Below are 22318 nucleotides of genomic sequence, written 5' to 3' on the forward strand. Positions count from 1 at the left end.
CCCGAAGAGCCGGTGCGGTTCGCCCATGGTGAACTCGATTTCGGCGACGGTGCGATCGATCTCGGCCAGGCTCTCGGTCAGTGGCTTGCCCATCTCGGCAGTCGCGATGGCGGCCAGCATCGTTCGGTGCGCGGTGATGCGCTCGGTCCAGCCCTGCAGCACAGCTCGGCGCTGATCGGGTGTGCTGCGGCCCCATGCCGGTGCTGCGGCCGCCGCCGCGGAGACCCCCGCGTCGACCTGCGCCGGGCCGGAATCGGGATATCGGGCGATCAGACGTCCGGTGGCGGGGTCGGTCGCCGCGCAGTACGCCGCGTCGTGGGGGCACGCGGTGCCTCCGATCCTGTTCGCCTCGGTGACGGCTGTGCTTTCGGCGAGAGTCAGGTAGTCGATGGGCAGTGTGGCGGTCATCGGCACGTCCTTTCCGGTCGTGGACACGACTCCCCACCTTATACGGGACGGCGTCCCGTTATAGCCGAATCACGACAGAAGCCGGGTGAGGTCCTCGGTCGCCGCTCGCACCCGCGCACCGAGGACGGCCGCGCGGTCGGCGTCGAACCGATGCCGGGGGATGGTGATCGTGATGGCGCCGGCGATCGTGCCGTCGACGAAGAAGGGAGCTGCGACGCCTGCGGCCTCGGCGATCCGCTCGCCGACGCTGACGGCGTAGCCGCGCCTTCGGATCTCGGCCAGATCGGCGCCGAGCTCCGCCGGGTCGGTGATGGTCGCCTCGGTGACAGCGTCGAGAACGAGCCCGGGCTCGTCGGCATGGGCGAGCACTGCCTTGCCCGCGGCGCCGGCGTGCAGCGGCGCGTGCGACGGGATCGGGATGATGTACTGAATCGGCTCGTCGGTGGTTTCGGCGGCTTCGAACACCACGCAGTGCTGCTCGGGCCGGTAGACCACCAGGCACGCGCTCTCGCCGACCTCGGCGACCAGTCCGCTGAGGACGTCGAGCGCCGCGACCCGAATCGCGTCGGCTCCGTGCCGCAGCAGCGCCGACCACACCAACATCGTCTCGCCCGCCCGGAACCGGCCGTGCCCGTCCTCGTGTGCGACGTCCGCGACCAGGAGCTCGTTGAGGATCCGGACGGCGGTCGACCTGCTGCATCCCGCACGATCGGTGATCACGTCGGGCGTGACACCACCGGACGGGTGCTGGGCCAGCAGATCCAGCGCGATGCAGGCCCATACCGCGTCGCGTCCCTCGGTCGGCTTGGAGGCACTCGGCCGTTGACGCAACCGGCTGAGGAAGTCCTCCGCGGGCCGTGCCGAAGCCTCCACCGCGGTCACCGGATCGCCGCTCGACAACGCCTCGGTCAGGTCCGCTGCCGCGCCGGCGACCTTCGCGCCGAGCACGCCCAGCTGTCCCTCCCCCAGCCGATACATCGGGACCGTCACGTTGAACGCCCCGGCGACCTTGCCGCCGCGGAAGAACGCGGCCGACGCACCGGCGGCCTCGGCGAAGCGTTCCCCTGAGCTGGTGGCGTAGCCGCGTTCGCGCGTCAGCGCCAGCTCGTCGGCGAGACGGTTCGGATCGGTGATGGTGTGGGCGGTGAGCCCCTCCCTGTCGAGGGATTCGACGAGGTCCGGGGCCAGGTGCGTGAGGATCGCCTTGCCCGCCGAACCCGCGTGAAGAGGCGATCGTGTGCCGGTGCGGACGGTGTAGCGCACGGGCAGGTGCGACTCGATCTTGTCGACGACGAGACCGTAATGGTGGGGCTCGGTGTAGGTCAGCAGAAGCGCCGTCTCGGCGGTATCGGCCGCCAGCTGCTCGAGTATCGGTCGCGCCTTCTGCAGCAAGGGGTCTCGTTCGATCAGGAAATGCGCCCACGCCAGGATCCGGGGGCCGGGGCCGTAGCGGTTGTCGGCCCGCAGGCGGACCATCCGCAACTCGTTGAGCGTCTGCAGGATGCGGTGCGTGGCGCTGCGGCTGAGGTCCAGTTGTCCCGCCATCTCGCGCACGCCGACGCCGGCGTCGGCCTGATGGATCACCGCGTCGAGGACGGCGACGGTGCGCTTGGCGATGCCGCGGCCGCCGTTGGTGTCACGAGTCATGAGCGTGGCACTCGCGCGAAGTCGGCTGCGCTGTAACGCGTCGCGACAAACCAGAACATGACCGCTACTTTGCCATCCGCCGTTGACAACCCGCTGCGCCTCACTGCATGATCCATATCGGGACGCCGTCCCGGAATAGCGAACGGAGCATGTGATGACGCACTCGGCAACGTCCGATGCCGCCCACCTGATCGGTGTCGATCCGGTCGCCCTGAGCGAGTGGCTGGCCGGCCACGTCCCGGCGGTGTCGGGCCCGGTGAGCGTGAAGACCATCGCGGCGGGCCGGTCGAACCTCACCTACCTGCTCGTCGACGACACCGGCGGCCGGTTCGTGCTGCGCCGGCCCCCGCTGGGCCGCGGCGGCGCACACGACATCTCTCGCGAGGCGCGCCTGCTGTCGGCGCTACACGGCAACATCGACGTCCCGGCCCTCGTCGCCGAGTGCCACGAGCCCGCGGTGATCGGTGCACCCTTCCTGATCATGAGCTTCGAAGACGGCTACGTGGTCAGTCGCGAGAACGCCGAGAAGCTGACTTCCGATGCCAAACAGTCTCTGGGTCAATCGGTTCCCGACAAACTGGCCGAGCTGCACGCTCTCGACCTCGATCACGTCGGCCTCGGCGACATGCGCCGGCCACGGACTTTCGTGCAGCGCCAGCTCAAAGTGTGGCGCCGTCAGCTCGACGGGCTCGACGTCCCCGCAAGGGTCCACCAGGTGGCGGCCATCCTGGAGTCCGACGAGCCCGCCGAGTCGAAACCGGTTCTCCTTCACGGTGATTACAAGCTGGAGAACCTCATCTGCACTGCCGGCGGAGACGTCACGGCCATCTTGGACTGGGAGCTCGCCGCCGTCGGCGACCCGATGGCCGACCTGGGTTGGTTGCTGGCGTGGTGGGCCGAACCCGGTGACCCCGGTCGCTGGATCGTGCCGCCGGCTTCGACCGCCGGCGGCTTCCCTCGGCGCCGCGACGTCGCCGAGGTGTATGCGCAGCGCACCGGAATCGACGTCGGAACCCTGCCGTACTACACGGCTTTCGCCTTCTGGCGGTTGTCATGCATCAACACCACCACCCGGGCCCGCTTCGTCGCGGGCGCCATGGCCGACAAGGTGATGGACCTCGACGCGCTCGACCAGCAGATCGACTGGCAGCTCGACCGCGCGGCGGCACTGTTGGCCGGCGACCGGCTCTGAACCACCGCAACGCGACGCCTATCGAACGGAGCATCCGTGGACTTCTCCATCTCACCCGCCGCCAAGAACCTCCTCGACGAGGTCCGGGCCTTCATGAACGACCGGGTCTACCCCGCCGAGCCGGTCTACCGGGCACAGCGCGAGGAGCTGGCAGCCCAGGGCCGGCCCCACGACGTCCCCCAGATCCTTCACGACCTGATCGGGGCGGCCCGCGAACGCGGGATGTGGAACTTGTTCCGCACCACGGGCGCCTCGGAGCTGACCAACGTCGACTACGCCCTGCTCGCCGAGGAGACGGGTAAATCCCCGTTCATCGCGCCCGCCGCCATGAACTGCATGTCCCCCGACAGCGGCAACATGGAGATGCTCGAGCGCTGGGCCACTCCCCGACAACGTCAGGATTGGCTCGAGCCGTTGCTCGACGGGTCGATCCGGTCCGGTTTCTCGATGACCGAGCCCGCTGTCGCCTCCAGCGATGCGTTGAACATCTCCACCACCATGCGGCGCGAGGGCGACGAGTACGTGATCAACGGCCACAAGTGGTTCACCACCGGAGCGGCCGATCCCCGCTGCAAAATCCTGATCGTGCTGGCCAAATCGAATCCCGATGCCGCTGAACACCGCAGGCACTCCATGGTGCTGGTGCCCGTCGACACGCCCGGGGTGCACATCAAGCGGGTGCTGCCGGTGTACGGCTTCCGGGAGCAGCAGGGACATTGCGAGATCGTCTACGACGACGTCCGGGTCCCGGTGACCAATCTCCTCGGCGCCGAGGGCGAAGGATTCGTCGTCGCCCAGTCGCGACTGGGACCGGGCCGGGTGCACCACTGCATGCGCGCGATCGGCATGGCCGAACGTGCGCTGGAGGCGATGTGCCGTAGGGCGCTGTCCCGCACCGCTTTCGGCGGTCCCCTTGCCGACCAGGGCACCATCCGAGCCCATATCGCCGAGTCGCGGATGGAGATCGACCAGGCGCGTGCGCTGGTACTGCGGACCGCCGCCATGATCGACCGCCAGGGCGTCAAGAAGTCGCGCATCGAGATCTCGAAGATCAAGGTGCTCACGCCCCGAGTGGCCTGCGCCGTGCTGGACCGCGCCATTCAGGTTCACGGCGCCGCTGGGGTCACCGACGACTTCCCGCTCGCCGAGATCTGGAGCCGCGCACGCACATTGCGCATCGTCGACGGGCCTGACGAGGTGCACATCCGCGCCGTGGCGCGCGATGAGCTGCGCCGCTACGCCGAGCCCGCACCTGCCAAGCACTGACACGGAAGGCGGCCATGTCGATTTCGTCCCCCCTGCCCATCTCGGACACCTCCTGGGCGAGCAGGCTGTTGCGCCCGCGCTCGATCGCGGTCATCGGCGCGTCCCAGCGCGCGGGCAGCCTGCCCAGCCAGGCGATGGCCAACCTGCGGCGCTTCGGATTCACCGGGACGATCTACCAGATCAATCCGCGCTACACCGAGCTGGACGGCCTCCCCTGCCACCCTTCGGTGCTCGACCTCCCGGAAGAACCGGACCTCGCGCTGGTCCTCGTCCCCGCCAACGCGGCGAGCGAGGCGATACGAGAGTGCGCCCAGGTCGGGGTGGGCACGGCCGTGGTGTTCTCGTCGGGATTCGCCGAGCTCGGCCCGACCGGCCGGGCGCTGCAGGACGACATGGTCGCCTCGGCGCGACAGCACGAGATGCGGCTGCTCGGCCCGAACTGTCAGGGAGTCATCTACCGGCCGGGCAATCTGGTAGCCACCTTCAGCGAGGCCGCCGAGACCAGCCTCGGTCAACCGTCGGGGGTCGCCTACGTCGGCCAGAGCGGCGCCCTGGGCGGATCGTTCCTCGGCATGGCCCGTCAGCGCGGCGTCGGCATCACCGCATGGGCGAGCACCGGCAACCAAGCTGACCTCGACGTCGTCGAGATGGCCGCCGGGCTGCTCGAAGAGGAGACCGTGCGGATCGTCGCGACGTATCTGGAGGCGCTGCCGGACGGAACCGCGTGGCAGGACCTCACCACGCGCGCAGCCGAACTCGGGAAGGACATCGTCGTCCTGCGGTCCGGCAGATCCGCCGCGGGCCGGCGCGCCGCCGAATCCCACACCGGCGCGATGATCGGACCCGACACCGGGTTCGAGCTGGAGTCGGCACGCCACGGGGTCATCAACGTGCGTGACCTCGACGACATGCTGGATACCGTCGTCGAACTGGTGCCCGGCAAGCGGATGACGGGCGGTCGGGCGGCTGTGGTCACGAGTTCGGGCGGGGCCGGGGGACTCGCCGCCGACCAACTCGAAGCGGTCGGCCTCGGACTGAGCGAACTCGACCCCGCGACCCAGCTCGCGCTACGTGACCACATTCCCGCGTTCGGCTCGACGTCCAACCCGGTGGACGTGACCGCCCAACTGTTCGCGCAGCCCGGCGGCGCCCTTGCCGAGGTGTGTGACATCGTGCTGGCCGACCCCGACACCAATGCCCTGATCCTCGTGCTGACCAACGTCACCGGCAAACGCGCCGCCGACATCGCCCGGCAAGTGGTGGCGGTGGCCGAGCTGGCACCGATCCCCTTCGGTGTCGTCTGGCTGGCCGATGCCGGCCAGATCACCGAGGCGGTCGGCATTCTGCGCGAGCACCGGGTGCCGGTGCACTCCTCGATCCACAGCAAGGCGGCGGCGCTGGCACGGGTACATCACAGCCTGCTGGCCAGGCTGAGCTCCTCCGTCTCCACCTCGCCTGTCGTGCTGCGGGAGGGACTCGACGCGGCGGTGGAGGCACTGGCAGCAGACGGCCCGGTGCTCAGCGAGGCCAGAGGCACTGCCCTGCTGGACATCCTGGATATCGGCCGTCCGGCATCGTCGATGACCACCAGCGCGGACGAGGCGGCACGCGTGGCGCACGAGATCGGTGCGCCTGTGGTGCTGAAGATCCAATCCGCGGACATCACTCACAAGACAGAGGTTGCGGGTGTCCGGATGCTCGACGATCCGGCCGATGCCGCAACGACTTTCACGAGCATCGTCGACGCCGCGCGGGAACGCAGGCCCGACGCGACGATCGAAGGCGTGCTCGTGCAACAACGCGCACCCGGCGGAGTGGAACTGCTGGTCGGTGTCGACGGCGCGAAGAACGGTTACCCACCCGTGCTCACCGTGGGGATGGGCGGCATCTACGCCGAGTTGTACTCCGACACCCGGTCGGCGCTGGCGCCGGTGTCGCCCGAACAAGCCGCCGAGCTGCTGCGGGGATTGCGCGGAGCGCCACTTCTGCAGGGCTACCGCCGGCAGGCCGGCGTCGATACCGCCGCTGCGGCCCAGGTCATCTCGTCGCTGTCCCATGCCGCCGCACAGCTGGGAGAGCGGCTTGACGAGCTCGAGATCAACCCATTGATCGTGCACCACGACGGAGCCACCGCTGTCGACCTCGTCGTCCGCCTGGGTGAGCACGTCGAGTCGCCGGGAGCCTAAGATCCGGGCTGTGGCTTCCAGCGTCGGCACGTCCGGTCCGCTCACCGGTGTCCGGGTGATCGATCTGACCTCGGTGGTGATGGGGCCGTACTGCACGCAGATCATGGCCGACATGGGTGCCGATGTCGTCAAGGTCGAGCCGCCCAGCGGTGACAACGCCCGCTACATCTCGGTAGGGCCGGAACCGGGAATGAGCGGCGTGTTCACGAACGTGAACCGGGGGAAACGCAGCGTGGTGCTCGACCTACAGTCGGCCGGCGGACGCGAGGCTCTGCGGGCGCTCGTCAGACACGCCGACGTCTTCATCCACTCGATGCGCGCACAAGCCGTCGCAAGGCTCGGCTTCGACTATCCGGCCGTCGCCACTCTGAATCCCGCGATCGTGTACACGAACTGCTACGGCTACGGACGGCAGGGCCCGTACCGGGACCGCCCCGCCTACGACGACACCATCCAGGCCGAGTGCGGGCTGGCCGACGTACAGGAAAAACTCACGGGCGCAGCCGGTTACGTCGGATCGATCATGGCCGACAAGATCTGCGGGCTGACGGCCCTCTACGCCACCATGATGGCGCTGTTCCACCGCGAACGCACTGGTGAGGGGCAGGAGGTCGAGGTGCCGATGTTCGAGACGATGGCGTCCTTCATGCTGGTCGAACACGCCAACGGAGCGATGTTCGACCCGGCCCTGGGCCGTGCGGTGTACCCACGGACGGTGGCGCCCAATCGAAAGCCGTTCCCGACGCTGGACGGCCATGTCGCGGTGCTGATCTACAACGACAAACAGTGGAGGGCCTTCGTCGACACGGTGCAGCCGGCGTGGGCGACCGACCGATACGCGACGATGGCAGGCCGTGCCGAGGACATCGACGTCGTGTACGGGCTGCTGGCGCAGACGTTACGCACGCGTACGACCGACGAATGGCTCGCGCTGTTCGAGCGGCTCGGGATTCCGGCGTCGTCTGTGCGCACCACCGACGACTTGTTCGACGATCCGCATCTGGCCGCGGTCGGATTCTTCCAGTCGGTCCCGACTCCCTACGGCCCGGTGCGCTTCCCCGGTGTGCCGACGGGCTTTTCGCGTACGCCGGGCAGGGTGCGTGGGTTCTCACCGACGCTGGGCGCGGACACCGCCGCCGTGTTGGCCGAGGTCGGAATCGCGGAGCCGCCCGAGGAGGGACCGGGGCGCTAGCGGAGGGCGGCTGCCCAGAGTTCGCGCGGCGGTGTCACATTCGCGGCCATGGCGCCGGGATCGAATGCGGCGACGTCGCCGATCACCGTGATGGCGGGCGGCTTGATCCCCGCGGCGTGCACGGCGTCGGCGATGGTGGCGACGGTACCCCGCACCACCCGCTGCTGCGCCAGCGTGCCGTCCGCGACGGTGGCCGCGGGCGTGTCGGGTGAGAGCCCGTGGCCGATCAGGCGCGCGGTGATCGCCGGCAGCGTGGTGACCGCCATCAGGAACACCAGCGTGGTGCCGGCCCGGGCCAGGGCGGCGTAGTCCACCGTCGAGGCCGGATCGTCCGGCGGCACATGGCCCGACACCACGGTGACGCCCTGGGTGATCCCGCGGTGGGTCACCGGGATCCCCGCGCACGCCGGCACCGCGAGCGCTGAGGTCACCCCCGGGATGACCGACACCGGAATCCCGGCGGCGGCACAGGCGATCAGTTCCTCACCACCGCGGCCGAACAGGAAGCTGTCGCCGCCCTTGAGCCGGACCACGGACCTGCCCGCGCGGGCCTGCTCGATCAGGATGTCGTTGATCTGGTGCTGGGGAGTGGCCTTCCCGAACGGGATCTTGCCGACGTCGATGACCGACACCGCGGGCCCGAGTTCGGCGAGCACCGACACCGGTGCCAGCCGATCGGTGACGACCACATCGGCGGCACGCAGCGCCTCCAGCCCGGCGACGGTCAACAGACCGGGGTCCCCCGGGCCGCCGCCGACCAGCGTGACGCGTCCCCGATCGGAGCCCCGGGGTTCCCCGCCCGGCTCCCGGATGCACCACAGGCGCCGGTCCTCGCAGGCACGGGCGATCCTGCGATCCGTCTCGGCCCGTTCGGTGGCCGCGACGGCCAGCCACATGTCGTCGAGGTCGCTGTCGGTGAAATCGCGTCGGCGCCAGGCGATCAGACCCCGATCGGCCAGATCCTCGATCGTGGCCTCGGCGGCGTCGTGCACCACCGTCACGGCGGCGTCGGCGTGAAGCAGGGAGGCCACGTGCCGCGCCGCCGCGCCGCCACCGCCGAACACCACCGCCGCCCGCCCGGCCATGTCGACCCGCGCGGCGTAACCGGCTTGTGGGCTCACAGGCGCGCACCGCCCGGCACCCACAGCACGTCCCCGTGCTCGCGGTTGCTGTGGCGGGCCAGGATGAACAGCAGGTCGGACAGCCGGTTCAGATAGGTGATCGTCAGCTTGTTCATCGAGTCCGCGTACTGCTCATAGGCCCGCCAGGCCTCCCGCTCCGCGCGGCGCGCGACCGTGCGCGCGACGTGCAGGTAGGCAGCCGCCGGCGAGCCGCCGTTGAGGATGAACGAACGCAGCGGCTCGAGTTCGTCGTTGAAGTCGTCGCACCATTTCTCCAGGCGGTCGACGTAAGACTGGGTCACCCGCAGCGGGGGATGCTTCGGGTCCGGCACGATCGGGGTGCTCAGGTCGGCGCCCACGTCGAACAGGTCGTTCTGGATGTGCAGCAGGACCGTGACCACCGCGTCCTCGAGGTCGGCGACGCTCAGCGCCACACCGATGTGGGCGTTGGTCTCGTCGACGGTGGCGTAGGCCTCCAGGCGGGGATCCAGTTTGGACGTCTCGCTGAGGTCGCCGAGGCGGGTGGTGCCGCCGTCGCCGGTACGGGTGTAGATCCGGGTGAGGTTGACCATGTCAGGGCCTCCGCAGGATCAGGGCGTCGCCCTGGCCGCCGGCTCCGCACAGCGCGGCCACCGCGTAACCGGATCCGCGCCGGGCCAGCTCCAGCGCGACGTGCAGGGTGATCCGCGCACCCGACATCCCGATCGGATGCCCGACCGCGATCGCGCCACCGTTGACGTTGACCTTGGCGGGGTCGATGCCCAGCTCCCTGGTGGACGCCAGCGCGACCGCGGCGAACGCCTCGTTGAACTCGACAACGTCCAGGTCGTCGACCGTGATCGACTCCTTCGCCAGCGCTTTCTTCGTCGCGTTCGCCGGCTGGGACTGCAGGGTGGAGTCGGGGCCGGCGACCACACCGTGCGCGCCGATCTCACACAACCACTCGAGCCCCATCTCCTCGGCCTTGGCCTTGTTCATCACCACGACCGCACACGCCCCGTCGGAGATCTGCGACGCCGAGCCGGCGGTGATGGTGCCGTCCTTGCGGAACGCCGGCTTCAACCCGGCCAGAGACTCGGCGGTGGTGTTCGCCCGGATGCCCTCGTCCTCGGCGAACTCGATCGGGTCACCCTTGCGCTGCGGGATCTGCACCGGCACCACCTCGTCGGCGAACACCCCGTCCTTCCATGCCGCCGCCGCCCGACGATGCGAGGTCGCCGCGTACTCGTCCTGCTCGGCCCGGGTGAACCGGTCGACGTCGTTGCGTTGCTCGGTCAACGCGCCCATCGGCTGATCGGTGAACACGTCGTGCAGGCCGTCATAGGCCAGATGGTCGAGCACGGTGACATCGCCGTACTTGTAGCCCGCGCGGCTGTTCATCAGCAGATGCGGCGCCTGGGTCATCGACTCCTGCCCGCCGGCGACCACCACGTCGAACTCCCCGGCGCGGATCAACTGATCGGCCAACGCGATCGCGTCGATACCCGACAAACACATCTTGTTGATCGTCAGCGCGGGCACGTCCCACGGAATACCGGCGGCCACCGCAGCCTGCCGCGCAGGCATCTGCCCGGCCCCCGCGGTGAGCACCTGACCCATGATCACGTACTCCACCGCCGAAGCCGCCACACCAGCCTTCTCCAGCGCACCCTTGATCGCGATCGCCCCCAGGTCGCTGCCCGAGAAGTCCTTGAGTGAACCGGAGAGCTTCCCCACCGGCGTACGGGCTCCAGCAACGATCACTGACGTCGTCATGACGACCTCCAGACTTGTTTCGGACGGCTCCAAAGAGGCTATACGGGGTCCCCGAGCTATTCGAAACCGATCTTGTTAGGTTACCTTTGCGTTATGACCGCCGAGCAGACTGACGCCCGTCCGGCACTGGCCACCGCGCTGGTGACCGGGATCGACCACGTCGGCATCGCCGTCCCCGATCTGGACGCCGCGATCAAGTGGTACCACGACCATCTCGGCATGATCGTGCTCCACGAAGAGGTCAACGAGGAGCAGGGCATCCGCGAGGCCATGCTGTCGGTGCGCGGCGCGCCGATCGGCAGCACGCAGATCCAGCTGATGGCCCCGATCGACGACAGCTCGACGATCGCGAAGTTCCTCGACAAGCGCGGGCCCGGCCTGCAGCAGTTCGCCTACCGGGTCAGCGACATCGATGCGCTGAGCGACCGGCTCCGCGAGCAGGGTGTGCGGCTGATCTACGACGCGCCCCGGCGCGGCACCGCGAACTCGCGGATCAACTTCGTCCATCCCAAGGACGGCGGCGGCGTGCTGATCGAGCTCGTCGAACCCGCCGCGGACTCAGGCGAGAGCTCTCACTAAGACCACCGGCGGGTCGGACCGCGCGTCTGCCGGTGGGCCCAGCACGAGGTGTGCCAGTGCCGCCGGTCGTCTCCCGCGCTGTCGGCGGGCCACACCACCACGTGCGCGGTGGTGGGCCTGATCTCGTGGTCGCAGCCCGGGCACCGATAGACCTTCGTCGCGCGCGCCGCCGCGACCTGGCGCACCTCGTAGTCGTAACCGTCGGGACCCGCCTCGACGCGCCGCGGCGCCGGCAACGGGTCACGCGCGGGCGGACGTTTGCGCGGGGCGCGCCGCTTCTTCATCAGAACAGCCGGAACTCGTCGCTGTCCATGCCCCGCATCTTGTCGTAATCCAAGGTGACGCAACGGATCCCGCGATCGGTGGCGAGCGTGCGGGCTTGCGGCTTGATCTGCTGCGCGGCGAACACGCCGGCGACCGGCGCCAGCAGCGAGTCCCTGTTGAGCAGTTCGAGGTAGCGGGTGAGTTGTTCGACGCCGTCGATCTCACCCCGGCGCTTGATCTCCACCGCGACCGAGCGGCCCTGTTCGTCGCGGCAGAGCAGATCCACCGGCCCGATGGGCGTCATGTACTCGCGGCGCACCAACGTGTATCCGGCACCGAGAAGTTCGACGTGCTCGGCCAGCAGCGCCTGCAGATGCGCCTCGACGCCGTCCTTGACCAGACCGGGATCCACGCCCAGCTCGTGGCTGGAATCGTGCTCGATCGATTCCACGGTGATGCGCAGCTGTTCGCCGGCCTTGTTCTCGACCACCCAGACCGGTGCGTCGCCGTCGGGCTGTTCGACGATCCAGCACGGCGGCGACATCCAGTTCAGGGGCTTGTAGGCACGGTCGTCGGCATGCACACTGACCGATCCGTCTGCCTTGAACAGCAACAGCCGGCGGGCCGAAGGCAGATGAGCAGTGAGTCGTCCGACGTAGTCCACGGTGCACTGGGCGATGACGAGGCGCACCGAACCACCATAGATGCCCGACCCCGGGTCACTAGGCTGACGTGACAATGAACGCCACCAAGAGCGTGCCGCGTCGGCTGGGCCGTGTGCTGGAGAGGGTGACCCGGCAAAGCGGGCGGCTGGGGACGCCGGACTACGGCTCCTGGCTGCTGGGCAGGCCCGAAGAGAGCCAGGGCCGCCGGCGCATCCGCATCCAGGTCATCCTGACGTTCTTCATCTTGTTCACCAACATCCTCGGTATCGGGGTGTCGCTGCTGCTCAACACCATCGCCATTCCGGTGCCCAGCGTCTTCTCCGACGCCCCGGCCTGGCTGACCTTCGGTGTCGCGCCGGCATACATGATGGTCGCGCTGGTCATGGGCACCGCGTGGATCACCACGCGGACCGTCGGCTCGCTGCGCTGGGCGATCGAGGAGCGCAGCCCCACCCGGACCGATCAGCAGAACGTGTTCCGCGCTCCGGCGCGCGTGGCGCAGAAGCTGCTGCTCCTCTGGGGCGTCGGGACCGCGCTGCTGACCTTGCTGTTCGGGCTGCAGGACACCGCCTTCATTCCGCGGTTCCTGTTCGCGGTCGGCTTCCCGGGCATCGTCGTCGCGACCGCGTGCTACATGATCACCGAGTTCGCGCTGCGCCCGATCGCCGCCCAGGCGCTGGAGGCAGGGCGTCCGCCCCGCCGGCTGGCGGACGGTGTCATGGGCCGGACCATGACCGTGTGGCTTCTCAGTTCCGGTGTGCCCGTGCTGGGCATCCTCTTGCTGGCTGTGTTCGCGCTGTCGCTGCAGAACCTCAGCGCGACCCAGTTCGCCGTCGCCGTGATGATCATCGCCGTCATCGCTCTGATCTTCGGGTTGACCCTGATGTGGCTGCTGTCCTGGCTCATCGCCACCCCGGTCCGTGTCGTGCGCGCCGCGCTCCAGAAGGTCGAGGACGGCGACCTGGACTGCAATCTGGTGGTGTTCGACGGCACCGAACTCGGTGAGCTGCAACGCGGGTTCAACTCGATGGTGCACGGCCTGCGCGAACGCGAACGGGTGCGAGATCTGTTCGGTCGCCACGTCGGTCGCGAAGTCGCGCTGGCCGCCGAGAAGCAGCAGATCGAGCTGGGCGGCGAGGAACGCCACGCGGCCGTCATCTTCGTCGACATCATCGGTTCCACCCAGCTCGTCACGAGCAGGCCCGCCGCCGAGGTCGTGGAACTGCTCAACCGGTTCTTCGACGTGATCGTCGACGAGGTCGACGATCACCACGGCCTGGTGAACAAGTTCGAGGGCGACGCGGTTCTGGCCGTGTTCGGCGCGCCCGTCTCGCTGGACAACGCCGAGACCGAAGCGCTGGCCGCGGCGCGCGCCATGGCGCGGCGGCTGCGCGACGAGATTCCGGAGTGCCCGGCGGGAATCGGCGTGGCCGCCGGTCAGGTGGTGGCCGGCAACGTCGGGGCCAAGGAACGCTTCGAGTACACGGTCATCGGCGAGCCCGTCAACGAGGCCGCGAGGCTGTGTGAGCTCGCCAAGAACGAGACACAGCTGCTGGTGGCCTCGGCCGACGCGGTCACCGGCGCCGACGAGTCCGAACGTGTGCACTGGGTGCTCGGTGAGACGGTGACGCTGCGGGGCCACGACCAGCCGACGCGGTTGGCCACGCCGGCCGGCGAGCTGTGAGCGACGGGACGGCACGGTGATGCAAGCCAGGAGAGGCGGTTGACGGTGGCGATCAGTGCGGCCGAGCGCGCGGAGTTGCGCACTGCGGTGGGTGAATTGTTGGCGGACAAGTGCACTGAAGACGACGTGCGGCGGGTGATGGACTCCGACGAGGGGTTCGATCGCGAGCTGTGGGGGCGGCTGGCCGACCAGGGCGTGCTGGGCATGCTCGTCGAACCCGACCTCGGCGGCCTGGGTTTCGGCGCCCTCGAGCTGGAAACCGTCGCCGAGGAGACCGGGGCCGCTCTGCTTCCCGCGCCGTTCATCTCCAGTGCCGTGCTGACCGTCGCGCTGATCGACGCGGCGGGCGCGGCCGAGGACAGGCAGCGGCTGCTGCCGTCACTCGCCGATGGCAGCGCGATCGGAACCGTCGCGCTGACCGGCCCGTCCGGTTCGTGGACCCCCGACGGGGTCGACGTCCGGGTGGGCACCGACGGCACCCTCACCGGCACTGCGCACTACGTGACGTGGGGGCAGGTCGCCGACGTGGTGTTGGTGGCGGCCCGCACCGGCGACGACGTCGGGGTGTTCGAGGTGGCTGTCGGCGCCGACGGGTTCCAGCGTTGTGCGGCATCGGTGTTCGACCCGACCGTGCGACTGTCCACATTCACCTTCGCAGGCACGCCCGCCCACCGGCTCGGCACCGCCGGCTGGGGGGCCGTGAAGGAGGCCCTCGACTACGCCGTCATCGCCTCGGCCGGTGAACAGGTCGGCGGTTCCCGCCGGATCTTCGACATGACCGTCGAGTACCTCAAGACCCGGATCCAGTTCGGCAGACAGATCGGCAGCTTCCAGGCGCTCAAGCACATGGCCGCCGATCTGCTGCTCGAGGTCGAGTCGGCCACCTCGGCCGCTCAGCATGCCGCGGAGGAGAAGGCGTCCGGAAGCGAGAACTCCGACGGCGCGATCGCATTGGCCGGGTTCGCGTGCGCCGAGGCGTACCAGACCATCGCGATGCAGGCCATCCAGATGCACGGCGGTATCGGCTTCACGTGGGAGCATCCGGCCCACCTGTTCCTGCGCCGGGCGCGCACCGGAATGCAGCTGTTCGGCGGCCCCCGGCTTTATCGCGAGCGCTACCTCGTCTCGAAAGGTGCCTGATATGACGACGCCTACGCTGCCCGGTCCGGACGAACTACGGGACGAGGTCCGGGAGTGGTTGCGCCTCAACTGGACTGCGCTACCGAAGAGCACCGACCCGTGGGCGTCATCGCCCGAGCGGATCGCCTGGCTGGAGAAGGTGCTCGACGCAGGCTACGCGGTGCCGACCTATCCGACCGAGTGGTTCGGCCGCGGCTATCCGAATCAACTGGCCGACGTCATCGGGCAGGAGTTCGCGGCGGTCAAGGCGCCGGGATCGCGTCAGGACAAGTACAACATCCCGGCGAACACCACGCTGAAGCTCGGCACCGAGACGCTGCGCAGGGATCTGCTGCGCGCCTTCCTGGTCGAGCGGTCCCGCACCTGCCTGCTCTACAGCGAGCCCGGCGCGGGCTCGGACTTGGCGAGCGTGCGGACCACCGCGACACGGCAGGGTGATCAGTGGATCGTCAACGGCCAGAAGGTGTGGACCTCGGGTGCGAAGACCGCCGACTACGCCCTGCTGCTGGCCCGGACCGACTGGGATGTGCCCAAGCACAAGGGCCTGAGCCTGTTCATCCTGCCGATGAAGCAGGACGGCATCGAGGTGCGGCCACTGGTGCAGATCACCGGCGAGTCCCACTTCAACGAGGTCTTCATCAGCGATGCGACGGCTCCGGACGACTACCTGCTCGGCGGCGAGGGCAACGGGTGGCGCGCACTGCAGACCGCGCTGGCTTACGAACGTTCGATCATGGGTGACACCAACCGCGGATCACGAAACCGTAAGGCGGACACCCTGATCGAACTGGCCAGGGAGAACGGCGTGCTCGACGATCCGGCGGTGCGCCACCAGCTGGCCTCGGTGATCGCGATGCGGGAACTCAACCGGATCAACAACGCGCGGGCGAAAGCCGCGACCACACAGGGAACGTCGAGTTCGATCATGTCGCTGGGCAAGCTGGCGATGTCACGGATCCTGCACACCGAGGCCGCGATGAAGACCCAGATCATCGGTGCCCAGGCGCTGCTGTCCGGACCGGAGAACCCGGTCGCCGACGACGTCAACTTCCTGACGCTGAACGCGTTCTTCACGTCCATCGGCGGTGGTACCGACCAGATCCAGCGCAACATCATCGGTGAACGCGTGCTCGGGCTGCCGAAGGAGCCGGAGGCCGACCGCGACATCCCGTTCCGCCAGGCGCGGCGGAGCTGAGCGCCATGTCCGCTGCCACCTACGATCCGCCGCTGGCCGGGGTCCGGATCCTGGACGCCTCCTCGGGCCCGATGACGGCCGTCGGGCGTCTGTTCGCAGACCTGGGTGCCGACGTCACCGTGCTGCGCCTGCGCGGCGTCACCGGCGACGAACAGGTCGGCCCGTACGTCGGTTCGGTGGCAGTGCAGACCGCGATCAACCGGCACGGCATGACCACCGTCGACATCGACCCCGCCACGGCGGCCGGGCGCGAGCAGTTCACCGCACTGCTGGCCGATGCCGACATCCTCATCGAGAGCACCCGTCCCGGCTCCCCCGCCGAGACGATCTTGTCGGCGCGCGACATCAGGGCTCGGCACCCGGCATTGGTGATCCTGTCGCTCAGCGACTTCGGGCGCGACAACGACTACCGGAATTGGCAGGCCACCGGGCCGGTCCTGCACGCACTGACCAGCCAGCTGTCCCGCTCGGGCATCCCCGGCCGGGAACCGTTGATCCCGCCGGCGGATCTGCCCTACCAGGTGGCGGCCGCGCAGGCCGCGGTGTGGACGCTCAGCCTGTACCTGGACCGGTTGCGCACCGGCGAAGGCGATCTGATCGACTTCTCCATCCTCGACGGCGCGATGCAGACCCTCGACCCGCCATTCGGATCAGCCGGCAGCGGGTCGGCCGGTGTGCCGTTGAGCGCTCAACAACGGGATTGGAACGCCGAACGCCAGCGCTACCCGATCATCCCGTGCAAGGACGGTCACGTCCGCATCTGCATCATGTCGAAACGGCAGTGGCAGGGCATGTTCACGTTGATGGGCAGCCCGGAGGAGTTCTCGGATCCGTCCTACGACAAGCTCGGCAAGCGCTTCCGGTCACCGCACCTGCTCGAGGCGATCGAGCGGTTCTGCGCCGACAAGACCCGCGCCGATTTGGAGGCGCAGGGTCAGGCCCACGGCGTGCCCACCGCGGCGGTGCTGACGCTGTCGGAGGCGCTGAACGCCGACCACTTCACCGCACGCGGCTTCTTCCGCGACGTGGAACTCGCCCCCGGCGTGACGGCACCGGTCCCGGCGGGAGTCAGCGAGATCGACGGGCACCGGGCGAGCGCGTTGGACACCCGGGCAACCGTGGCCGAGCGCGTCAGCACGGCGCCGGCCCTGGCCGGACGGGAACGGCCGGGCGGGGGGCTGCCGCTGGAGGGCGTCCGCGTCCTGGACCTCGGTGTCATCGTGGTCGGTGCGGACACCGGACGGCTGTTCGGCGATCTCGGCGCCGAGGTCGTCAAGATCGAGCACTCGGCGCATCCGGACGGCCTGCGGGTCGGCCGGCTGACATCGATGACGCAGCCGTACGCGGCGGGGCATCGCAACAAGCGGTCGATCGGCATCGACCTGAGATCTGCCGAGGGCAGGGCACTCGCGCACCGCCTGGTGGCGCAGAGCGATGTCGTTCTGAGCAACTTCAAGCCGGGCGTGGCCGACGCGCTGGGCATGGACTACGCGACGCTGCGGCGGATCAACCCCGGCATCGTGGTGGTCGACAGCTCGGCGTTCGGCCCGACCGGCCCGTGGGCAAAGCGGCTCGGCTACGGGCCGCTGGTGCGGGCCGCGGTGGGCTTCACCAACCTGTGGGTGTACCCGGGCGAGCCAGAGACCTTCTGCGACACCGTGACCGTCTACCCCGATCACGTCGCGGCCCGGATCGGCACGCTGACCGCGGTGGCCCTGCTGTTGCGCAGGGAACACACCGGAACCGGTGGGGCGGCGAGCATCTCGCAAGCCGAGGTCATGCTCAGCCATCTGGCGGCCGACATCGCCGCGGATGCGGTGCAGCGGAGCGGGCATCAGCGCGCCGACGAGCCGCGGCCCGGCGCCCCGTGGGGTCTGTTCCCGGCTCGGGGTGAAGACCGGTGGGTGGCCGTCACCGTGCGTGACGACACCGACCGGCGCGCGCTGGCCGAAGCCATCGGCTTCACCGGGCAGGACGGGCAGTCACTCGACGACGCGCTTCGATCGTGGACGGCGCAACGCTCCGGAACGGAGGCGATGGAACTGTTGCAGGCCGCGGGCGTGCCCGCCGGCGCCGTGCTGCACGCCGGGGAGCTGCCCGGCTGGGGTTACTACGAGCAGCGCCGGGCGTTCCGGGAGGAGCTGCATCCGTACGGGTCGGCGCCGTTCGTGATGGAGAACGTGCAGATCCACTGCGAGCACGTGGCCGACCCACCGATGGGGCAGGCGCCGTTGTTGGGCGAGCAGACCGTCGAGATCGCCGCAGAGCTTCTCGGGCTGGATTCGGCGCAGATCGCGGATCTGCATGAGCGCGGAGTGCTGGAAACTCCGGACGTCGAGACCGCCGGTGCCGCTCAGTTCCGCTGCAACAACTCGGAGACGGTGACGAATTCATAGCCGCGCCCACGCAACTCAGCGATGAGGCCGGGGACCGCAGCGCGCGACGCGCCGCGGCTCTCGGCCATCACGTGCAGCAGCACAATCGATCCCGGCCGCACCGCATCGACAGCCGCGGTCACCATCGCGTTCGCATCTGCCGTATCGGCCGAGTCCGGTTCGACGTCCCACATCACCGTGGTCCGGTCGTGCTCGGCGAGGTAGTGCGGCAGCGTCCACAGCTTCTTGCCGTAGGGCGGCCGGAACGTGATGGGTTCCGAATACCCCGTAGCCCTGATCTCGGCATCGGTGCGCTCGACCTCATCGGCGACCGTCGCCGGTGACACCAGCACCATGCGCCGGTGCGAGTAGGTGTGGTTACCGAGTTCGTGCCCGGCGGCCGCGATCGCGCGGCCGTGCTGCGGATACCGCTGCAGGTCTCGCCCGTTGAGGTAGAACGTGGCGCGTACACCGGCAGCGGAGAGCATGGCCAGCACTTCCGGGGTTCGATCGGTCGGACCGTCGTCGAAGGTGAGTGCGACGACCCTGTCCTCGGTCGCGACGCGGTCGACCAGGCGTCCCGCCAACTGGAACGTCCGCGCGTTCATGAGCTGGTAGACCCCGCCGGCTCCCGCGAACACAAGAATCGCCATGACGATCGCGACCCACACCACCCACCGCCTGACCATCACCGCCCATCATGGCAGGTGCGCACGCGTGGGTCCCTGACGCCCGGCACGGGCGGCGGTTTCTCATGTTCCCAACTTGCTCCCGCAACTGGAATGAACCCCGTTGTCGCTTCGTTGCCGCTGCTGTGAGTATCGATGATCCGGTTGAGCGTGTCGGCCAGAACGAATCGAAGGTTCCGCGAATCCCGACCCACGCTGAAGCGCAGGCAGATCCGCAGATTCTGCAGGCCTTCAATGCGGCGGTCGTTGACGAGTTTCGGTCCAATCGCGGACGGGTCGGCGGTCCGTTCGCAGACTCTCAGGTCGTCCTGTTGACAACGACGGGTGCCAAGTCTGGTCAGCGACGTCAAACTCCCTTGGAATACTTCACTGTTGACGGCCGCATCCTGATCGTGGGCACCAGAGGGGGCGCCCCACAGAATCCGGCGTGGGTGCACAACCTTCGTGCAAACGCCGCTGCGCATGTTGAGATCGGCCCGGAGTCGTATGACGTCGAAGCCCGGGAAATCACAGGCCAGGAGCGTGACGACTTGTATGCGAAGGTAGTGGAACTCTGTCCCCGAATCGACACCTATCCAAAGCCGGAGCGGGTGATTCCAGTCTTCGAACTCCGGAGAATCTAGACACAGACGTATCGGGCCGCGGCTGGGTGCTCGTTATCCCGCCGAAGGACGGATGAGAACATGACAGCGGCCACGAGCACCTGTCGTCGTGAGGGACGGACCTCCCACGACGATGTCGGTTTTCCGCCAGTCTTGTCGGTGGCGACGTGTAATCGTATGAGTCATGCACGACGATTTCGACCGCTGTTACCGGGCCGTCCAGTCCAAGGACGCCCGGTTCGACGGCTGGTTCGTCACCGCCGTGCTCACCACCAAGATCTATTGCCGGCCGAGTTGCCCCGTCCGGCCGCCGTATGCCCGCAACATGCGGTTCTACCCGACGGCGGCGGCCGCGCAGAAGGCGGGCTTCCGACCGTGTAAGCGGTGCCGGCCCGACGCGTCGCCCGGCTCACCCGAGTGGAACGTCCGCGGCGACGTGGTGGCCCGGACCATGCGGTTGATCGCCGACGGCGTCGTCGACCGCGACGGCGTCACGGGCCTGGCCGCCCGGGTCGGCTATACGACCCGGCAGCTGGAGCGGCTGCTGCAGGCCGAGGTGGGCGCCAACCCGTTGGCGCTGGCCCGGGCCCAGCGAGCGCAGACCGCTCGGGTGCTCATCGAGACCACCGAATTACCGTTCAGCGACGTCGCTTTCGCCGCCGGGTTCTCCAGCATCCGTCAGTTCAACGACACCGTGCGCGCGGTCTGCGACGTGACGCCGACCGTGCTGCGCCAACGCGCCAAGGCGCGGTTCAGCCGCGGCGACGGTGGCGCGGGCGTCCTGTCCCTCCGGTTGCCGGTTCGGACGCCTTTCGCATACGAGGGAATGTTCGGCCATCTGGCCGCCAGTGCCGTGCCCGGAGTCGAGGAGGTCCGCGACGGCGCGTACCGCCGCACGATGCGACTCCCGCACGGCACCGGGATCGTCAGCCTCACACCGCAACCCGACAATGTTCAGTGTCAGGTCGTGCTGGACGACTTTCGCGATCTGGCCACCGCCATCGCCCGCTGCCGGCGCCTGCTCGACCTCGACGCCGATCCAGAGGCCGTGGACGACGCGCTCGGCGCGGATCCGGACTTGAGCGTTCTCGTGGCCAAGGTGCCAGGGCAGCGGATCCCACGGACCGTCGACGAACAGGAACTCGCGGTGCGGGTCGTGCTGGGCCAGCAGGTGTCGATCAAGGCGGCGCGAACCCATGCCGGCCGGATCGTCTCGACGTACGGCGAACCAGTGTCCGACGCGAATGGCGGTCTGACGCATGTCTTTCCGGCGGTCGAGCATCTCTCCGGGATCGATCCGGCGCGTCTCGCGTTTCCGAGATCGCGGCAGCGGTCGCTGATCGCGTTGATCCGCGCCCTGGCAGACGGCGATGTCACCCTCGACGCGGGCTGCGACTGGAACCGGGCCCGCGACCAGCTGCTGGCGCTTCCCGGTATCGGCCCCTGGACGGCGGAGGTGATCGCGATGCGGGGGCTGGGTGACCCCGACGCGTTCCCGGTCACCGACCTGGGAGTACGGTTGGCCGCCAGGCAACTGGGCCTGCCCTCCGATGCTCGCCCCCTCACCGAACACAGTGCCCGCTGGCGCCCCTGGCGCTCATACGCCACCCAGTACCTCTGGACCGCTCTCGACCATGCGGTCAATGACTGGCCACCGAAGGAGAAGTGATGGCAACACTGCAATTCCGCATGATGGACAGCCCCGTCGGTCCGCTCACCCTGGCGGGCAGGGACGGCCGGCTGAGGCATCTGCGGATGGTCGATCAGACCTACGAACCGTCGCGCGACGGCTGGGAACCCGATGACGAGGCGTTCCCCGACGCGGTCGAACAGCTCGAGGCGTACTTCGCCGGTGACCGTACCGAGTTCGAACTGGACCTTGATCTCGTCGGCAGCGAGTTCCAGCGCCGGGTGTGGGCCGCCCTGTTGACGATTCCCTACGGAGAGACCCGGTCCTACGGCGAGATCGCCAGGCAGATCGGTTCACCGGGCGCATTCCGCGCGGTCGGGCTTGCCAACGGACACAATCCGATCGGCATCGTCGTGCCCTGCCATCGGGTGATCGGAGCCAACGGCAGCCTCACCGGATACGGCGGCGGCCTGGACCGGAAGCGGGCGCTCCTGGAACTGGAGAAGAATCGCGTGTCGCCCGTCGCGACGCTGTTCGACTGAAGTCGACTGGTTAAACAAATGCCTGTGGCCCCCAATCGAATTGGGGGCCACAGGACTTCAATTTGTGTTCGGCGGTGTCCTACTTTTCCACCCGGGTGGGTAGTATCATCGGCGCTGGCAGGCTTAGCTTCCGGGTTCGGGATGGGACCGGGCGTTTCCCTGCCGCTATGGACCGCCGTAACTCTA

At 68.7% G+C, this 22318-nt stretch carries 20 protein-coding genes and 1 rRNA gene; 12 read left to right on the forward strand and 9 right to left on the reverse strand.

The annotated features are described in order from the left end of the window. Together ASJ79_RS26755 and ASJ79_RS26760 are read right to left on the reverse strand one after the other, a co-directional pair. Positions 1-435, reverse strand: a 435-nt coding sequence (locus ASJ79_RS26755; protein WP_156448667.1) for an aldehyde dehydrogenase family protein, incomplete at its 3' end; no start/stop codon positions are given. Between the two features lie 42 nt (positions 436-477). Next, on the reverse strand, positions 478-2055 hold the full coding sequence (locus ASJ79_RS26760) for an IclR family transcriptional regulator (protein WP_067961889.1): 1578 nt from the start codon (positions 2053-2055) through the stop codon (positions 478-480). A 154-nt stretch (positions 2056-2209) separates the two neighbouring features. Here ASJ79_RS26760 and ASJ79_RS26765 point away from each other — a divergent pair, with 154 nt between their 5' ends. Genes ASJ79_RS26765 through ASJ79_RS26780 form a run of 4 tightly spaced genes read left to right on the forward strand, consistent with a single transcriptional unit; the run spans position 2210 to position 7891 of the window. Beyond that, complete coding sequence (locus ASJ79_RS26765; RefSeq protein ID WP_067961891.1) at positions 2210-3247, forward strand: phosphotransferase family protein; 1038 nt, start codon at positions 2210-2212, stop codon at positions 3245-3247. Between the two features lie 36 nt (positions 3248-3283). After that, positions 3284-4513, forward strand: a complete 1230-nt coding sequence (locus tag ASJ79_RS26770) for an acyl-CoA dehydrogenase family protein (protein ID WP_067961893.1) — start codon at positions 3284-3286, stop codon at positions 4511-4513. A 14-nt stretch (positions 4514-4527) separates the two neighbouring features. Next, a complete protein-coding gene (locus ASJ79_RS26775; protein WP_067961895.1) occupies positions 4528-6699 on the forward strand; it encodes an acetate--CoA ligase family protein in 2172 nt (723 codons plus the stop codon). A 10-nt stretch (positions 6700-6709) separates the two neighbouring features. Then, on the forward strand, positions 6710-7891 hold the full coding sequence (locus ASJ79_RS26780; protein ID WP_255374774.1) for a CaiB/BaiF CoA-transferase family protein: 1182 nt from the start codon (positions 6710-6712) through the stop codon (positions 7889-7891). On the opposite strand, the gene cobA is transcribed toward ASJ79_RS26780, so the two are convergent. Genes cobA through ASJ79_RS26795 form a run of 3 tightly spaced genes read right to left on the reverse strand, consistent with a single transcriptional unit; the run spans position 7888 to position 10767 of the window. Next, positions 7888-9012 carry a uroporphyrinogen-III C-methyltransferase gene (cobA, locus tag ASJ79_RS26785; RefSeq protein WP_231751062.1) on the reverse strand — a complete coding sequence of 375 codons (1125 nt, stop codon included), beginning with the start codon at positions 9010-9012 and terminating at the stop codon, positions 7888-7890. The genes ASJ79_RS26780 and cobA overlap by 4 nt on opposite strands. Continuing rightward, positions 9009-9584, reverse strand: a complete 576-nt coding sequence (locus tag ASJ79_RS26790; RefSeq protein WP_067961900.1) for a cob(I)yrinic acid a,c-diamide adenosyltransferase — start codon at positions 9582-9584, stop codon at positions 9009-9011. Before ASJ79_RS26790 ends, cobA begins: the two co-directional genes overlap by 4 nt. Position 9585: 1 nt before the next feature. After that, positions 9586-10767, reverse strand: a complete 1182-nt coding sequence (locus tag ASJ79_RS26795; protein WP_067961921.1) for an acetyl-CoA C-acetyltransferase — start codon at positions 10765-10767, stop codon at positions 9586-9588. 93 nt (positions 10768-10860) lie between these two features. Here ASJ79_RS26795 and mce point away from each other — a divergent pair, with 93 nt between their 5' ends. Further along, positions 10861-11346 (forward strand): methylmalonyl-CoA epimerase, encoded by a 486-nt coding sequence (mce, locus tag ASJ79_RS26800; protein WP_067961901.1) that lies wholly within the window; start codon positions 10861-10863, stop codon positions 11344-11346. Here the strand turns inward: mce and ASJ79_RS26805 are convergent. Together ASJ79_RS26805 and nucS are read right to left on the reverse strand one after the other, a co-directional pair. Further along, positions 11343-11630, reverse strand: a complete 288-nt coding sequence (locus ASJ79_RS26805; protein ID WP_067961903.1) for a hypothetical protein — start codon at positions 11628-11630, stop codon at positions 11343-11345. The genes mce and ASJ79_RS26805 overlap by 4 nt on opposite strands. Next, positions 11630-12301 carry an endonuclease NucS gene (gene nucS, locus ASJ79_RS26810; RefSeq protein ID WP_067961905.1) on the reverse strand — a complete coding sequence of 224 codons (672 nt, stop codon included), beginning with the start codon at positions 12299-12301 and terminating at the stop codon, positions 11630-11632. Before nucS ends, ASJ79_RS26805 begins: the two co-directional genes overlap by 1 nt. A gap of 47 nt (positions 12302-12348) precedes the next feature. Between nucS and ASJ79_RS26815 the strand changes: the two genes are divergently transcribed. The 4 genes from ASJ79_RS26815 to ASJ79_RS26830 are packed head-to-tail and all read left to right on the forward strand — an operon-like array spanning position 12349 to position 18690. Next, positions 12349-13959, forward strand: a complete 1611-nt coding sequence (locus tag ASJ79_RS26815) for an adenylate/guanylate cyclase domain-containing protein (protein WP_067961907.1) — start codon at positions 12349-12351, stop codon at positions 13957-13959. 45 nt (positions 13960-14004) lie between these two features. Further along, positions 14005-15099, forward strand: a complete 1095-nt coding sequence (locus ASJ79_RS26820; protein ID WP_067961909.1) for an acyl-CoA dehydrogenase family protein — start codon at positions 14005-14007, stop codon at positions 15097-15099. A 1-nt stretch (position 15100) separates the two neighbouring features. After that, positions 15101-16294 (forward strand): acyl-CoA dehydrogenase family protein, encoded by a 1194-nt coding sequence (locus tag ASJ79_RS26825; protein ID WP_067961910.1) that lies wholly within the window; start codon positions 15101-15103, stop codon positions 16292-16294. 5 nt (positions 16295-16299) lie between these two features. Next, positions 16300-18690: a CoA transferase gene (locus ASJ79_RS26830; protein ID WP_067961912.1), complete on the forward strand. Its 2391-nt coding sequence runs from the start codon at positions 16300-16302 to the stop codon at positions 18688-18690. On the opposite strand, the gene ASJ79_RS26835 is transcribed toward ASJ79_RS26830, so the two are convergent. Further along, positions 18648-19358 (reverse strand): polysaccharide deacetylase family protein, encoded by a 711-nt coding sequence (locus ASJ79_RS26835; RefSeq protein WP_067961914.1) that lies wholly within the window; start codon positions 19356-19358, stop codon positions 18648-18650. The two genes, ASJ79_RS26830 and ASJ79_RS26835, sit on opposite strands and share 43 nt — an antisense overlap. A 182-nt stretch (positions 19359-19540) precedes the next feature. Here ASJ79_RS26835 and ASJ79_RS26840 point away from each other — a divergent pair, with 182 nt between their 5' ends. From ASJ79_RS26840 to ASJ79_RS26850, 3 genes are all read left to right on the forward strand, one after another. Then, positions 19541-19981, forward strand: a complete 441-nt coding sequence (locus ASJ79_RS26840) for a nitroreductase/quinone reductase family protein (RefSeq protein ID WP_067961923.1) — start codon at positions 19541-19543, stop codon at positions 19979-19981. Between the two features lie 163 nt (positions 19982-20144). Then, on the forward strand, positions 20145-21629 hold the full coding sequence (locus tag ASJ79_RS26845; protein WP_067961916.1) for a DNA-3-methyladenine glycosylase 2 family protein: 1485 nt from the start codon (positions 20145-20147) through the stop codon (positions 21627-21629). Continuing rightward, a complete protein-coding gene (locus ASJ79_RS26850; RefSeq protein ID WP_067961918.1) occupies positions 21629-22132 on the forward strand; it encodes a methylated-DNA--[protein]-cysteine S-methyltransferase in 504 nt (167 codons plus the stop codon). The genes ASJ79_RS26845 and ASJ79_RS26850 overlap by 1 nt, the downstream gene beginning before the upstream one ends. 66 nt (positions 22133-22198) lie before the next feature. Here the strand turns inward: ASJ79_RS26850 and rrf are convergent. Then, a 5S ribosomal RNA gene (rrf, locus tag ASJ79_RS26855) occupies positions 22199-22312 on the reverse strand. Positions 22313-22318 lie beyond the last annotated feature (6 nt).

Origin of the sequence: Mycobacterium sp. NAZ190054, assembly GCF_001545925.1 — a bacterium.
In the GTDB taxonomy this organism is placed as follows: domain Bacteria; phylum Actinomycetota; class Actinomycetes; order Mycobacteriales; family Mycobacteriaceae; genus Mycobacterium.